Origin of the sequence: Streptomyces corallincola, from assembly GCF_019104725.1 — a bacterium.
Classification (GTDB): Bacteria; Actinomycetota; Actinomycetes; order Streptomycetales; family Streptomycetaceae; genus Streptomyces; species Streptomyces corallincola.
In genome coordinates this window covers 1-14,902 of sequence record NZ_JAHRXF010000047.1, presented here as the reverse complement: position 1 = coordinate 14,902, position 14,902 = coordinate 1, and the positions used below count along the sequence as shown (strand labels likewise).

Here is a 14,902-nt window from a genome sequence, read left to right as displayed (position 1 = left end):
GCTTCGATCACGTGTACGCACGGTCACTTCGAGTAGCGGTCCCGGCCGGGGCTCCGGTTCCGACGTCCGCGACCGGCACCGGTCCCCGGGTCCCCCCGGCGCGGTCGCGGGCGGTCGTACGGGCGCTGGTCGGGGCGTGGGTGCGGGCTCGCGCCGTCGGGCGGCCCGGCGCCGGGCGCCCGCACCGGCAGATGAGGTACGGCGGCGGGCTGAGCGGCTGTTCGGTCAACACGCGGTGCGGGACCGGGACCGGGAGCGGGAGTTGGGGAGTTGGCCGCCGCCGGGGGAGCTGACGGTCTCTGGGACGGGGGCGATGAGGTGGGAGGGCTGTGTCCCCGGGGCGCCTGAGGGCGCGGGTGAGGCCGGTGTCGGTGCCGGGGCTCCGGGGCTGCGGGAGCGGGTCGGGCTGGCTGTGCGGGAGCGGTTGCCGGTGTGGGCGCAGGCCCGGTGCGCGGTGGACCGGCGGGCGGTGCTGGCGCTCGCGGTGGTGCTGGTGGTGGCGGCGCTGTTCGCCGCGCGGCACTTCTGGGTGGCACGTCCGGAGAAGGTCGGCGTGCCTCAAGTCGTGCGCACGGGCGAGCCGTTGAGGCCGTCCGCCGCGACGGGTCCCGCCGCCGCGGCCGGGATGCCTGCCACTCCCGCCGGTGGTTTCGTCGTCGTGGACATCGGCGGCAAGGTCCGCGCGCCGGGCGTACGGCGGCTTCCGGCGGGCTCGCGGGTCGCGGACGCGCTGAAGGCCGCGGGCGGGGTGCGGCCCGGTGTGAACACCGATGGGCTGAACCGGGCGCGGTTCCTGGTGGACGGTGAAAAGGTGCTGGTGGGTGTGCCCGCGCAGGCGGTGGGCGCGGGCGTGCCGGTGGCCGGGGTCGGCGGTGCGGGCAGCGGCGGTGCGGTCGCCGGTGGAGGGGCCGTGGGCGGGGGCGCTGGGGGAGCGGGGCCGGTGCAGCCCGTCTCGCTGGGCACGGCGACCGTGGACCAGCTGGACAGCCTGCCCGGCGTGGGTCCGGTGCTGGCCCAGCACATCGTGGACTACCGCACCCGGCACGGCGGTTTCCGCTCGGTGGAGGAGCTGCGGGAGGTCAACGGCATCGGGGAGCGACGATTCGCGGATCTGCGGGAGCTGGTGCGGCCATGAGGGCTCCGGAGCGCCGTAGGGCGGACTCTTCGGCTGGCCGGGCGGCGGAACGTACGGCTGGCCACTCGGCGGCGGACCGCGCGGCGGACTCGGCAGCGGACCGTACGGCCGACCCGCCCGCGCCGATGGACCTGCGCCTGGTGCTCCCCGCTCTCGGGGCGTGGGCGACGGCGGCCCTGGTGCTGGACGCGGGTCCCCGCTGGGGCGCGGGGGTCGCGGTGGGGTGTCTGGTGGCCGGGGTGGTCCTGCTGTACGTCGCGCGGCGGCGTGCGGCCGGTGACCCCCGGCGCTCCTGGACCCGCCCCTCGGCGGCGGCCCTGCTCCTCTGCGTCGCGGCGGCAGCGGCCTCCGCCGGACTGCACGGCGCGGACCTGCGGCGCGGCCCGCTGCCCGAACTGGCCCGCCGCTACGCCACGGTGACGGCGGAACTGGAGCTGACCGGCGACCCCTGGCTGAGCAGGCCCCGGGTGCGCGGTGACCACGCGGCACCGGTGAGCGTGGTGGCCAGGGCGGAGGTACGGCGCGTACGGGAGGCGGACGGCACGGAGACCAGGACTCTCACCCCGGTTCTGCTCACCGTGGATCAGGGCACCCCGGCGCCGGTGCCTCCCGGCGCCCCGCGGGCACGGGACGCCCGTGCCGTCTGGCTCGCCCTGCTCCCCTCCACCCGGCTCCGGGTCACCGCCCGCCTGGCACCGGCGCTGTCCGGAGGCGACCGGAGCGCGGCCGTACTGCGCGTACGGAAGTGGCCCGAGCCGGAGACCCTGGCGGGTCCGAGCGGGCCGCAGCGGCTCGCGGGGCGGCTGCGGGCGGGGCTGCGCGAGGCGACGGACCAACTCCCCCCGGACGCACGGGCGTTGCTCCCCGGTCTGGTGGTGGGAGACACCGCGCGCATCGAACCCGAGTTGGCCGAGGCGTTCGAGAAGACGGACCTGACGCATCTGCTCGCGGTGTCGGGCAGCAACCTGACCATCCTGCTCGCCCTGCTCATCGGCCCGCCCGGTCTGGCACAGCGCGCGGAACGCCGGGGCCTGGCACCGCGCCTGGGCCTGCCGCTGCGCACCACCGCGCTGCTCGCCGGGGCGCTGACGCTCGCCTTCGTGATCGTGTGCCGTCCCGACCCCAGCGTGCTGCGCGCGGCGGCCTGCGGCGCAGTGGCCCTGCTCGCCCTGGCGACCGGCCGCCGCCGCTCCCTGATCCCGGCCCTCGCCACGGCGGTCCTGCTCCTCGTCCTCTACGATCCCTGGCTGTCCCGGAGTTACGGCTTCCTGCTCTCGGTGCTGGCCACCGGCGCGCTGCTCGTCCTCGCCCCGCGCTGGAGCGAGGCGCTGCGCCGCAGGGGGCTGCCGCCCCGGCTCGCCGAGGCACTGGCCGCCGCTGCCGCCGCGCAGGCGCTGTGCGCGCCGGTCGTCACGGTGCTGTCGGCCCGGGTGAGCCTGGTGGCGGTTCCCTGCAACCTGCTGGCGGAGCTGGCCGTGGCCCCCGCGACCGTACTGGGGTTCGCGGCACTGGCCGTGGCGCCCCTGTGGACGGCGGGCGCCGGGGCGCTGGCCTGGTGCGCGGGCTGGCCCACCGGCTGGATCGCCACCGTGGCCCGCACGGGAGCGGGTTTGCCGGGTGCCACGGTGGCCTGGCCGGGAAGCTGGGCCGGGGCGTTCCTCCTCGCCGGGCTCACGGCGGCCCTGGTCATGCTGGCCCGCCGTCTGCCCCGCAGCCCCTGGTGGTACGGCGCCCTGTCCCTCCTCCTGCTGCTCGCGGTGCTCCGCCCGGCCCCGCTGACCCGCGTCCTGACCGGCTGGCCGCCGCCCGGCTGGAGATACGCGATGTGCGACGTGGGCCAGGGTGACGCCACCGTCCTGGCGGCGGGCGCGGGTACGGCAGTCGTCGTGGACGCGGGCCCCGACCCGGACGCCGTGGACCACTGTCTGCGCGCCCTCGGGGTGACCCGTGTCCCGCTCCTCCTGCTGACCCACTTCCACGCCGACCATGTGGCGGGCCTCCCCGGAGTCCTCCGGGACCGCACGGTGGCCGCGATCGAGACGACCCCGTACGAAGAACCCCCGGACCAGGCGGCGTTCGTCCACCGGCAGGCAGCGGCCCACGGCATCCCGGTCACCCGTGCCACAGCGGGCGAGGAGCGCGGAACGGACGGCCTGTCCTGGCAGGTGCTCCGGCCCCCGGCCGACTCCTTCCCCGCCGACCCGAACGACGCGAGCGTGACCCTCCTGGCCCGCACGGCAGGGCTCCGCGTGCTGCTCCTGGGCGACCTCGAACCCCCGTCCCAGCAAGAGCTGTTCCGCTCTCCGATGGCGTCCGCCCTGGGCCGCGTGGACATTCTGAAGGTCGCCCACCACGGCAGCCCCTTCCAGGACCCGGACCTGCTCCACCTCACCTCCCCCCGCCTGGCCCTCATCTCGGTGGGCGCCGACAACACCTACGGCCACCCCTCCCCGGTCACCCTGGACGCGCTCCGGCGGACGGGCGCCAGAACCCTCCGCACGGACAGGGACGGAGCCGTGGCGATCACCACCGGGGAAGGCGGGATACGCGTGACGACGACCCGCTGACCGAGGCGTGTCCGAGCGGTAACCCTGAGAAGGAGCGGGCGATCGTCGGACTCTCGCCCGGCAAGCAGGCAGCGGTGCCGTGTACGACCGCGGCGGGGAACCGGAGCGGAGGACGGGCGGGTGAGCGGGGTGGTGCTCCGGGTGCCGGACAATGTGGGACGTGAGTGATGTGAGACATGTGCTGGTGCTGCCCGACCGGGAGGCCGCCGAGGAGGTGGCCGAGGTGCTGGGGGAACGGTTCGGGACGGACGAGGAGCCCCGGCTCGTACGGGACGCGCTGGCCGGTGAGGACGACGCCGAGGACGCCCAGTGGCTGGTCGTCCTCCGCGACGAGGCCGGGCGGCTCGACCCGGCGGAGCTGGACGCGTTCGCGGGGGAGTGGGACGGCTGGCGCGAGGAGCCGTGAGCCTCGCCCCCAGCCCCCTCCGCCCCAGCCTCAGCCCCAGTCCCAGTCCCCTCCGCCCCGGCCCCGGCCCCGACCCCGGCCGTCCTGGCCCCGGCTCGGCCCCAGCCCACGCGCCGGGTGCGGTCGGCGTCGGCGGCGCCCCCCGTTGTCGTACCCCCCCACGTTCGTCCCCCCCCTGTCGTACCCCCCACCGTCGTACCCCTCGTTGTCGTACCCCCGTGGGATGCTGGTCGTGATGGCCAGGAAGAACGCTGAAGACGATCCCCTCGCCCCGGTGACGCTCGCCGTGGGCCAGGAAGACCTGTTGCTCGACCGTGCCGTGCGGGACGTGGTCGTGGCGGCGCGGGCGGCCGACGCCGACACGGACGTACGGGACCTGACCGCCGAGCAGTTGCAGCCCGGCACGCTCGCGGAGCTGACCAGCCCCTCGCTGTTCGCGGAGCGCAAGGTCGTGGTGGTGCGGGGCGCGCAGGACCTGTCGGCGGACTCGGTCAAGGACGTGAAGGCGTATCTCGGCGCGCCCGCCGAGGAGATCACCCTCGTCCTGCTGCACGCGGGCGGCGCCAAGGGCAAGGCGCTGCTGGACGCGGCGCGGAAGGCGGGCGCCCGTGAGGTGGCCTGCCCGAAGATGACCAAACCGGCGGACCGGCTGGCCTTCGTCCGGCAGGAGTTCCGGGCGCTCGGCCGCTCGGCCACCCCCGAGGCGTGCCAGGTGCTGGTGGACGCCATCGGCAGTGACCTGCGCGAGCTGGCCTCGGCCGTCACCCAGCTCGTCGCGGACATCGAGGGCACCATCGACGAGGCGGTCGTCGGCCGCTACTACACCGGCCGCGCCGAAGCCTCCAGCTTCACCGTGGCCGACCGCGCGGTGGAGGGCCGTACGGCGGAGGCCCTGGAGGCGCTGCGCTGGTCGCTCTCCACCGGGGTGGCGCCGGTGCTGATCACCAGCGCGCTCGCCCAGGGCGTCCGCGCCATCGGCAAGCTCTCCTCCGCGCGCGGAGGCCGCCCCGCCGACCTCGCCCGCGAACTCGGCATGCCCCCTTGGAAGATCGACCGCGTCCGCCAGCAGATGCGCGGCTGGACCCCCGACGGCGTCTCCGTCGCCCTCCGCGCCGTCGCGGAAGCCGACGCGGGCGTCAAGGGCGGCGGCGACGACCCCGAATACGCCCTGGAGAAAGCCGTGGTGACCATCGCGCGAGCCGCCCGCTCACGGGGCCGGGGCTGAGCCCGCTCCCGAGGAGCCGCCCCTGAAAAGCCGCCCCGGAGGAGCCGCCCCCCGGAACCGGAAAGCCGAGAACCCCGGCGCCCCTCCCCGAAGGGAGGCGCGCCGGGGTTCTCGTACAGCTGCCGGGTCCGTCCCCGCGTGGCGAACGCAGGCCGCGGACGAACCCTGGGTGCCGGTCGGGAGCGGATGAGAGAGGGCCCGCTCTGGGTCCTTCCGGCGGTCAGATCAGCAGGTGTGGTCCTTAGAGGGACGCGACCTTGGAAGCAAGCGCCGACTTCTTGTTGGCGGCCTGGTTCTTGTGGATGACGCCCTTGGAGACGGCCTTGTCGAGGGCACGCGCGGCGACGCGCTGCAGCTCGGTGGCCTTCTCGACGTCACCCGCGGCAGCGGCCTCACGGGCCTTGCGGACCGCGGTCTTCAGGGAGGACTTGACAGCCTTGTTGCGCTGACGAGCCTTCTCGTTGGTCTTGATCCGCTTGATCTGGGACTTGATGTTCGCCACGAAGGAGCCTTTTCAGGTTCAGGCACGGAGCCGTACGGCCGCCGTGCCGGTGATCCAAAATTTCTCGGACGTGCCTCCGGCCGAGAGGGCATGAGGCACAGCCATCTACAGTACCAGTGGCCCTGCGAGCGGCCCAAAACGGTTCCCGGTCCGTCCCCGTGGGACCATAGAAGCTACGTATCGATCCGACCCGAGGCACAAGGCGCCTCAAGAGACAGGACCCTGCGTGCCCGCGACCCCTGACAACGTGCCCGAGCCGAGCCGTACCGCCCCGGCGCTGATCCGCAATTTCTGCATCATCGCCCACATCGACCACGGCAAATCGACGCTCGCCGACCGCATGCTCCAGCTCACCGGCGTGGTGGAGCAGCGCCAGATGCGCGCCCAGTACCTCGACCGCATGGACATCGAGCGCGAGCGCGGCATCACGATCAAGTCCCAGGCGGTACGGCTGCCCTGGGCCCCCACCGAGGGCCCCGACCAGGGCAGTACGCACATCCTCAACATGATCGACACCCCCGGCCACGTGGACTTCACGTACGAGGTGTCGCGGTCGCTCGCGGCCTGTGAGGGCACCGTGCTGCTGGTGGACGCGGCCCAGGGCATCGAGGCGCAGACCCTCGCCAACCTGTATCTGGCGATGGAGAACGACCTCACGATCATCCCGGTGCTCAACAAGATCGACCTCCCGGCCGCCCAGCCGGAGAAGTTCGCCGAGGAACTGGCGAACCTGGTCGGCTGCGACCCCGACGACGTGCTGAAGGTCTCCGCGAAGACCGGTCTCGGTGTGGACGCGCTGCTGAACAAGGTCGTCAAGGAGATCCCGGCGCCGGTCGGCGTCGCGGACGCCCCGGCCCGCGCGATGATCTTCGACTCGGTGTACGACTCGTACCGGGGCGTCGTGACGTACGTCCGTGTCATCGACGGGCAGCTCAACAGGCGCGAGCGCATCCGGATGATGTCCACCGGCGCCACCCACGAGCTGCTGGAGATCGGTGTCAGCTCGCCCGAGATGCTGCCCTCCGACGGCCTCGGCGTCGGTGAGGTGGGCTATCTGATCACCGGTGTGAAGGACGTCCGCCAGTCCAAGGTCGGTGACACCGTCACCAGCCAGGTCAAGGGCGCGACCGAGGCCCTCGGCGGCTACAAGGACCCCCGGCCGATGGTCTTCTCGGGTCTGTATCCGCTGGACGGCTCGGACTACCCGGAGCTGCGTGAGGCGCTGGACAAGCTCCAGCTCAACGACGCCGCCCTGGTGTACGAGCCGGAGACGTCCGCCGCGCTCGGCTTCGGCTTCCGCGTCGGCTTCCTCGGCCTGCTGCACCTGGACGTGATCCGGGAGCGCCTGGAGCGCGAGTTCGGCCTCGACCTGATCGCCACCGCCCCCAACGTGGTCTACCGCGTGGTCATGGAGGACGGTGTCGAACACACCGTCACCAACCCCAGCGAGTTCCCCGAGGGCAAGATCGACGAGGTGTACGAGCCGGTCGTGCGGGCCACGATCCTCGCGCCCACCGAGTTCATCGGCGCGATCATGGAGCTGTGCCAGACCCGGCGCGGCACCCTGCTCGGCATGGACTACCTCTCCGAGGACCGCGTCGAGATCCGCTACACCCTGCCGCTCGCGGAGATCGTCTTCGACTTCTTCGACCAGCTGAAGTCCAAGACCCGCGGCTACGCCTCGCTGGACTACGAGCCCACCGGCGAGCAGAGCAGCACCCTGGTCAAGGTGGACATCCTGCTGCACGGCGACAAGGTGGACGCGTTCTCCGCGATCACCCACCGGGACCAGGCGTACGCGTACGGCGTACGGCTCGTCGCCAAGCTGCGGGAACTGATCCCGCGGCAGAGCTTCGAGGTCCCGGTCCAGGCCGCCATCGGCGCGCGGGTCATCGCCCGCGAGACCATCCGCGCCATCCGCAAGGACGTCCTCGCCAAGTGCTACGGCGGTGACATCTCCCGTAAGCGGAAGCTGCTGGAGAAGCAGAAGGAAGGCAAGAAGCGGATGAAGATGGTGGGTTCCGTGGAGGTTCCCCAGGAAGCCTTCATCGCGGTTCTGTCCAGCGATGACAGCGCGGGGTCGGCCAAGGGCAAGAAGTAGCGGGGGTGACCCGGGGTCACCGTTCGTAAAGCGGACATCGAGGGGCCCGTCGTACGAAAGTGCGGCGGGCCCCTACGCGTGCGTAACGTCGCTCTCCGTGGAAACCGACTGGCCGAGGCCTCTTACGTGCGCGCCGGTCGGCGCTTACGCTGATGCCTGCTCGATAGTTACTCGTGAGTTAAACAACGTAGCCGTACCCCACCCGTGAGTGACCCCAGCCGCACCTGATGAGCCAGCCGCACCGCCGCCGCGGGCCCCGGAGGATGTCGTGACCGACACACACGCCCAGATCGAGAACCGTCCGCCGTCCGTCGCCACCCTGTTCCTGGAGCGGGTGGCAGCGACACCGGACGCCGAGGCCTACCGCTACCCGGTCCCGGCCGAGCGGGGACCCGACGAGTGGCGCTCGCTGACCTGGGACGAGGCCGCGCAGCGGGTCTTCGCCGTCGCCGCCGGTCTGATCGAACTGGGTCTGGAGCCCGAGCAGCGGGTCGCGCTCGCCTCCTCCACGCGCGTCGAGTGGATCCTCGCCGACCTCGGCATCCTCTGCGCGGGCGGCGCCACCACCACCGTCTACCCGCAGACCAACGCCGACGAGTCCGCGTTCATCCTGTCCGACTCCGCCAGCCGCGTGCTGATCGCGGAGGACGCGGCCCAGGTCGCCAAGGCGCGCGAGAAGCGGTCCGAGCTGCCCGCGCTCGCCCAGGTCGTCGTCATCGACGCGGCCGGGGTCGAGACCGACGACTGGGTGATCACCCTCGACGAGCTGGAGCGCCGGGGCACCGCACACCTCGCCACGCACCCCGAGCTGATCAAGGAGAAGGTCGGCGCGATCACCCGCGAGCAGCTCGCCACGCTCATCTACACCTCCGGCACCACCGGCCGCCCCAAGGGCGTGCGCCTCCCGCACGACAACTGGTCGTACATGGCCAAGGCCATCGCCGCGACCGGGCTCGTCCGCCGCGACGACGTGCAGTACCTGTGGCTGCCGCTCGCGCACGTCTTCGGCAAGGTGCTCACCTCCGGGCAGATCGAGGTCGGGCACGTCACCGCCGTGGACGGGCGGGTGGACAAGATCGTGGAGAACCTGCCGGTGGTCCGGCCGACCTACATGGCCGCCGTGCCGCGCATCTTCGAGAAGGTCTACAACGGCGTCGCCGCCAAGGCCCGCGAGGGCGGACCCGCCAAGTACAAGATCTTCCAGTGGGCCGCCGAGGTCGCCCGCGAGTACGCCAAGGTCACCCAGGACAACTTCCGCCGCACCGGCACCGCCTCCGCGCCGGTCGGCCTCACCACCAAGCACAAGGTCGCCGACCGGCTCGTCTATGGCAAGATCCGCGAGGCGTTCGGCGGGCGGCTGCGCGCCTGCATCTCCGGTGCCTCCGCGCTCGCGCCCGAGATCGGCTTCTTCTTCGCCGGTGCCGGTATCCACATCCTGGAGGGCTACGGCCTCACCGAGACCTCCGCCGCCTCCTTCGTCAACCCCGGCGAGGCGTACCGCATCGGCACCGTCGGCAAGCCGGTGCCCGGCTGCGAGGTGCGCATCGCGGACGACGGCGAGATCCTGCTGCGCGGCCCCGGCGTCATGCAGGGCTACCACCAGCAGCCCGAGAAGACCGCCGAGGTGCTGGAGAGCGACGGCTGGTTCCACACCGGGGACATCGGGGAGCTGTCCGTGGACGGCTACCTCCGCATCACCGACCGCAAGAAGGACCTGATCAAGACGTCCGGCGGCAAGTACGTCGCCCCCGCCGAGGTCGAGGGCCAGTTCAAGGCGGTCTGCCCCTACGTCTCCAACATCCTGGTGCACGGCGCCGACCGGAACTACTGCACCGCCCTCATCGCCCTCGACGAGCCCACCATCCTCCAGTGGGCCGCGGACAACGGCCTGGAGGGCAAGGCGTACGCCGATGTCGTCGCCGCCCCGCAGACCGTCGAGCTCATCGACGGCTACGTCCGCGAACTCAACTCCGGTCTCCAGCGCTGGCAGACCATCAAGAAGTTCCGGCTCCTGCCGCGCGACCTCGACATCGAGCACGGCGAGATCACCCCGAGCCTGAAGCTGAAGCGGCCGGTGGTGGAGCGGCAGTACAAGGCGCTGATCGACGAGATGTACACGGGGACACGGGAGGCCTGAGGCGGGCGCCCACGGCCGGCGGGAGCGGGGCCGGGGCCGGGGCCGGGGCTGCGGCGGGGGCTTGGCCGTGTGGCTGCGATACGTCGGCGGAGCCATGCCGGTCTCCCGCCATGTTGCCCGCAGCTATGTGGCCCGGCCCTATGTGCCCCGGCCCCATGTGGCCCGGTGCCATGTGGTGCGGCTCCATATGAGGTCGCCCCATGAGCGGTCTCGCCATGTGGCGTCACACCATGTGGTCGCGCGCCATGTGTTCCTTCACCACCCCGCGCCACCCCAGCCCCGCCCGGATGAGCACCGTTTCTGTCCGGGTGGGGACGGGTCGGGGTCCGGTCGTGTTCCGCTTAGCACAACTCGCGCCCATTGTCGGCCGGTTCGCGCGGACAGCCGTTGAGGAAGGCCGGTTCTGCCAGGCTGGCCGCATGGACATGGCGGCCATACCCACGCAACGGGAGCCGGCGGCCGGTGCGGCGCCGGGGCGGGCCACGCTGCCCGGCAGTCCCGTCGCACCGGGGTCCGCGCGCGCCCTCGTACGCGCCGCGTTCCAGGAGTGGGCCGAGCGGGGGCTCACCGATCCGCGTACCGCCGGACGGCAGGCCGACGACGCGGCGGCCGTCGTCAGCGAACTCGTCACCAACGCCGTCGTGCACGCGGGCACCGAGATCGATGTCGCCTGGCGGCTCCAGGAGGACGGCGCGTTCGTCGTGGAGGTCGGAGACCGGCACGCCGCCCGTGCCCCGCGCGACCCGGCCGCCCCCGGCACCCCGCACGAGGTCCCCGAGCACGGGCGAGGCCTGCGCCTCGTCGCCACCCTCGCGGAGACCTGGGGCGTCACCTACCGCCCCGGCGCCAAGACCGTCTGGGCGCTGCTCCCCGCCCGGCCCCGCGAGGAACCCGGCGCCCCCGCGCCCCTCCCCGCCCTCGACACCGCCGAGGCACTCGCCCCGCAGCACCGCTCCGGCAGTGACCGCGACTGGCTCGGCAGGGGCGCCCTCACCTTCCTCGCCGAAGCCTCCGACCTGCTCGCCGGACAGCTCGACGAGACCCTCGTCATCGCCCTCACCGGCCAGCTGATCGTGCCCCGCCTCGCGGACTGGTGCGCGGTGTGGCTGGAGGACGAGGCCAGCGTGCGCGGCGGCGCCGGGGGCGCACCGGCCCGCGTCTGGCACCACGCCGGGGAGCAGCGCGTCGAGGAACTGGCCCGCGTACTGGAGAAGGACCCGCCCCGGCCGCCCGGGGGATTCGCGCCGGGCCCGGAGCCGTACCCCTGGCCCGGCGAGGCGCTCGGCCCGGACGGGACGCCGGGCGCCGCGCTCGCCTACCGGCTGGTCGCGGGCGGCAGCCCCGTCGGCACCCTGGTCATCGGACGGTACGGCCCGGCGGGCTTCCCCGACGAGATCACCGGCCTGGTCGAGGACCTGAGCCGCCGCGTCGCCCTCGCCGTCGGCGCGGCCCGGCAGTACGCCCGCCAGGCCACCATCAGCGCCGTCCTCCAGCGCGGCCTGCTGCCCGGCGCGGTCGCGCGGATACCCCGGATGACCAGCGCCGTCGTCTATGAGCCCCGCGACACCGGCGGCCCCAGCGGCGACTTCTACGACCTCTTCCCGGCCGGTGACGGGCGCTGGTGCTTCGCCGTCGGCGACGTCCAGGGCAAGGGGCCCGAGGCCGCCGTCATGATCGGCCTCGTCCGGCCCTGGCTGCGGCTGCTGGCCCGCGAGGGCTACCGCGTCGCGGACGTCCTCGACCGCCTCAACCAGCTCCTGCTGGACGAGTCCACCGAGGCCGCCGACGCCGCCGCCCGCGCGCTGGTCGCCGCCGGGGGCCGCCCGCCGACCGGCGGCGACGGCCCGCAGACCCGGTTCCTGTCCCTGCTCTACGGCGAACTCGTCCCGCACGACGACGGCGTCCGCTGCACCCTCGCCTCCGCCGGGCACCCGCTGCCGCTGGTACTGCGCCCCGACGGCTCGGTCGGCGCCGCCGCCCGCCCGCAGACGCTGCTGGGGGTGGTGGAGGACGAGACGTACACCAGCGAGACCGTTGAACTCCGGCCCGGCGAAAGCCTGTTGTGCGTCACCGACGGGGTCACCGAGCGCCGCTCCGGCTCCCGCCAGTTCGACGACGGCGACGGCCTCGCCCACGCCCTGTCCGGCTGCGCGGGCCTGGACGCCGACTCCATCGCCCGGCGCATCCGCCGCCTGGTCCACGACTTCGGCGACGAACGCCCTGAGGACGATCTCGCGCTGCTGGTCCTCCAGGCGGGCTGAGACCCCCTCCGGGGCCAGACCGGGGCGGGGGAGGGGCTGGTGGACCCGTAGGGGGCTGCGGCGGCCCGTAGGGGGTTCAGGGTGACGAGGTTCACGGTGACGGGGCTCACGGTGGCCCTTAGGGGATCACCGGCGCCCCCTACGGCGTCCAGCGCCCCCTACGACGTCCAGTGCCCCCTACGGCATCCACCGGCGGCCCCTACGGGACGCATCCCCCCCCGCACCCTCAGGCCTCCCCGGCACCCCCGCACCCCGCCCGGATCGGCGCCCGCGTCCCGTACGGGACAATGGAGGACATGCCTTCCGCACTCCCCGACGGCGAGCCGGTCCCCGACGACGGCGCGCTGCCCGCCTCCGCGCTCGCGGGCGCCGCCGACCGGCCCCTCGGTTTCTATCTGCACGTCCCGTACTGCGCGACCCGCTGCGGGTACTGCGACTTCAACACGTACACCGCGACCGAGCTGCGCGGCAGCGGCGGTGTCCTCGCCTCGCGGGACAACTACGCGGACACCCTGACCGACGAGATCCGGCTCGCCCGCAAGGTGCTGGGCGACGACCCCCGGCCGGTCCGCACGGTCTTCGTCGGGGGCGGTACGCCGACCCTGCTGGCCGCCGCCGACCTCGTGACGATGCTCGGCGCGATCCGCGACGAGTTCGGGCTCGCACCCGACGCGGAGGTCACCACCGAGGCCAACCCGGAGTCCGTGGACCCCGCCTACCTCGCGGAACTCCGCGCGGGCGGCTTCAACCGCATCTCCTTCGGCATGCAGAGCGCCCGGCAGCACGTTCTGAGGATCCTCGACCGCACCCACACCCCCGGCCGCCCCGAGGCGTGTGTCGCGGAGGCCCGCGCGGCTGGGTTCGAACACGTCAACCTCGACCTGATCTACGGCACCCCCGGCGAGTCCGACGACGACTGGCGGGCCTCGCTGGACGCGGCGATCAGCGCCGGACCTGACCACGTCTCCGCGTACGCGCTGATCGTGGAGGAGGGCACCCAGCTCGCCCGGCGCATCCGGCGCGGCGAGGTCCCGATGACCGACGACGACGTGCACGCCGACCGCTACCTCATCGCGGAGGAGGCGCTGTCGGCGGCCGGTTTCCACTGGTACGAGGTCTCCAACTGGGCCACCTCCGAGGCGGCCCGCTGCCTGCACAACGAGCTGTACTGGCGCGGCGCCGACTGGTGGGGCGCCGGACCCGGCGCCCACTCCCACACCGGCGGCGTCCGCTGGTGGAACGTCAAGCACCCCGGCGCCTACGCCGCCGCCCTGGCCTCCGGCCGCTCCCCGGGCGCCGGACGCGAACTCCTCACCCACGAGGACCGCCGCGTGGAACGCGTCCTCCTCGAACTCCGCCTCCGCGACGGCGTCCCCCTGACCCTGCTGCACCCGGCGGGCCGCGAAGCGGCCGCCCGCCACCTCGCCGACGGCCTCCTCCGCCCCGAGGACTACGCCTCCGGCCACGCGGCCCTCACCCTCCGGGGCCGCCTCCTGGCGGACGCGGTGGTCCGGGACCTGGTGGACTGATCCATCCCTGTGGGTGAATCCGCGGGGACCGGCGGGGGACAGGGCGGACTGCGTGGCGCAACGGATCACCAAGTTCGGCGCCGGACTCCCGCTCACCCCGCTCGGTATCGAGTTGGACACCGGCGACTTCGGCACCTGTCCCGACGTCACTCCGCACCGCCTCCCGTGACGAAGTCGATCAACTCCTCCACTCTGCCGAGGAGTTCCGGTTCCAGGTCCTTGTAGGACGTGACCTTTTTCAGGATGGCCTGCCAGACGGCGCCGGTGTTGTCGGGCCAGCCGAGGGCGTGGCAGACGCCGGTCTTCCAGTCCTGGCCGTGGGGGACGCGGGGCCAGGCGGGGATGCCGACCGAGGAGGGTTTCACCGCTTCCCAGATGTCGATGTAGGGGTGGCCGACGACCAGGGCGTGGTCGCTGGTCACGGACTGGGCGATGCGCCACTCCTTGGTGCCCGGCAGCAGGTGATCGACCAGAACACCGAGGCGCGCGTCCGGGCCGGGGGCGAACTCCGCGACGACGGACGGGAGATCGTCCACGCCCTCCAGATACTCCACGACCACGCCCTCGACGCGCAGGTCGTCGCCCCAGACCCGCTCGACCAGTTCGGCGTCGTGGCGACCCTCGACGTAGATGCGCCCGGCGCGTGCCACCCGCGCCCGCGCGCCGGGGACCGCGACCGAGCCGGAGGCGGTGCGGGCGGGCTTCGCCGGACCGGCGGCCGAGGGGCGTACCAGGGTGACGACCCTGCCCTCCAGCAGAAAACCCCGGGGTTCCATCGGGAAGACCCGGTGTTTGCCGAAGCGGTCCTCCAGAGTGACCGTGCCCGCCTCGCAGCGGATCACCGCCCCGCAGAAACCGGTGGCGGGCTCCTCCACCACCAGACCGGGCTCCGCCGCGATCTCGGGGGCGGGCTGCTGCGGCTTCTTCCAAGGGGGAGTCAGGTCCGTCGAGTACTGGCGCATTCGGATGACGATAGGAGAAACGCGGCAACTGCTTTCACGACACGCCGAATCCCGTCATCGTCAGCAGTCGGCGTCCC

At 73.3% G+C, this 14,902-nt stretch carries 10 protein-coding genes; 8 read left to right on the top strand and 2 right to left on the bottom strand.

Annotated features, from left to right (window positions below):
- Nucleotides 1–313: 313 nt before the first annotated feature.
- The 4 genes from KUM39_RS23505 (at nucleotide 314) to holA (ending at nucleotide 5,333) form a co-directional block, all read left to right on the top strand.
- Nucleotides 314–1,135, top strand: a complete 822-nt coding sequence (locus tag KUM39_RS23505; RefSeq protein WP_443732240.1) for a ComEA family DNA-binding protein — start codon at nucleotides 314–316, stop codon at nucleotides 1,133–1,135.
- The gene (locus tag KUM39_RS23500; RefSeq protein ID WP_217787757.1) at nucleotides 1,132–3,702 is read left to right on the top strand and encodes a ComEC/Rec2 family competence protein; all 2,571 of its coding nucleotides are present in this window, start codon (nucleotides 1,132–1,134) and stop codon (nucleotides 3,700–3,702) included. The genes KUM39_RS23505 and KUM39_RS23500 overlap by 4 nt, the downstream gene beginning before the upstream one ends.
- A gap of 151 nt (nucleotides 3,703–3,853) precedes the next feature.
- On the top strand, nucleotides 3,854–4,108 hold the full coding sequence (locus KUM39_RS23495) for a hypothetical protein (RefSeq protein WP_217787756.1): 255 nt from the start codon (nucleotides 3,854–3,856) through the stop codon (nucleotides 4,106–4,108).
- A gap of 235 nt (nucleotides 4,109–4,343) precedes the next feature.
- A complete protein-coding gene (gene holA, locus KUM39_RS23490) occupies nucleotides 4,344–5,333 on the top strand; it encodes a DNA polymerase III subunit delta (RefSeq protein WP_217787755.1) in 990 nt (329 codons plus the stop codon).
- Between the two features lie 241 nt (nucleotides 5,334–5,574).
- On the opposite strand, the gene rpsT is transcribed toward holA, so the two are convergent.
- Nucleotides 5,575–5,835 carry a 30S ribosomal protein S20 gene (gene rpsT, locus KUM39_RS23485; RefSeq protein WP_217787754.1) on the bottom strand — a complete coding sequence of 87 codons (261 nt, stop codon included), beginning with the start codon at nucleotides 5,833–5,835 and terminating at the stop codon, nucleotides 5,575–5,577.
- A gap of 226 nt (nucleotides 5,836–6,061) precedes the next feature.
- On the opposite strand from rpsT, the gene lepA reads away from it, so the two are divergent.
- The 4 genes from lepA (at nucleotide 6,062) to hemW (ending at nucleotide 13,863) form a co-directional block, all read left to right on the top strand.
- Nucleotides 6,062–7,936, top strand: a complete 1,875-nt coding sequence (lepA, locus tag KUM39_RS23480; protein WP_217787753.1) for a translation elongation factor 4 — start codon at nucleotides 6,062–6,064, stop codon at nucleotides 7,934–7,936.
- A gap of 268 nt (nucleotides 7,937–8,204) precedes the next feature.
- Nucleotides 8,205–10,073, top strand: coding sequence for an AMP-dependent synthetase/ligase (locus KUM39_RS23475; protein WP_217787752.1), 1,869 nt, complete (start codon nucleotides 8,205–8,207; stop codon nucleotides 10,071–10,073).
- 425 nt (nucleotides 10,074–10,498) lie between these two features.
- A complete protein-coding gene (locus tag KUM39_RS23470; RefSeq protein WP_217787778.1) occupies nucleotides 10,499–12,334 on the top strand; it encodes an ATP-binding SpoIIE family protein phosphatase in 1,836 nt (611 codons plus the stop codon).
- A gap of 296 nt (nucleotides 12,335–12,630) precedes the next feature.
- Nucleotides 12,631–13,863, top strand: a complete 1,233-nt coding sequence (hemW, locus tag KUM39_RS23465; protein WP_217787751.1) for a radical SAM family heme chaperone HemW — start codon at nucleotides 12,631–12,633, stop codon at nucleotides 13,861–13,863.
- A 146-nt stretch (nucleotides 13,864–14,009) separates the two neighbouring features.
- Here the strand turns inward: hemW and KUM39_RS23460 are convergent, their stop codons facing one another.
- Complete coding sequence (locus tag KUM39_RS23460; protein WP_217787750.1) at nucleotides 14,010–14,825, bottom strand: DUF3097 domain-containing protein; 816 nt, start codon at nucleotides 14,823–14,825, stop codon at nucleotides 14,010–14,012.
- Between the last annotated feature and the right edge of the window lie 77 nt (nucleotides 14,826–14,902).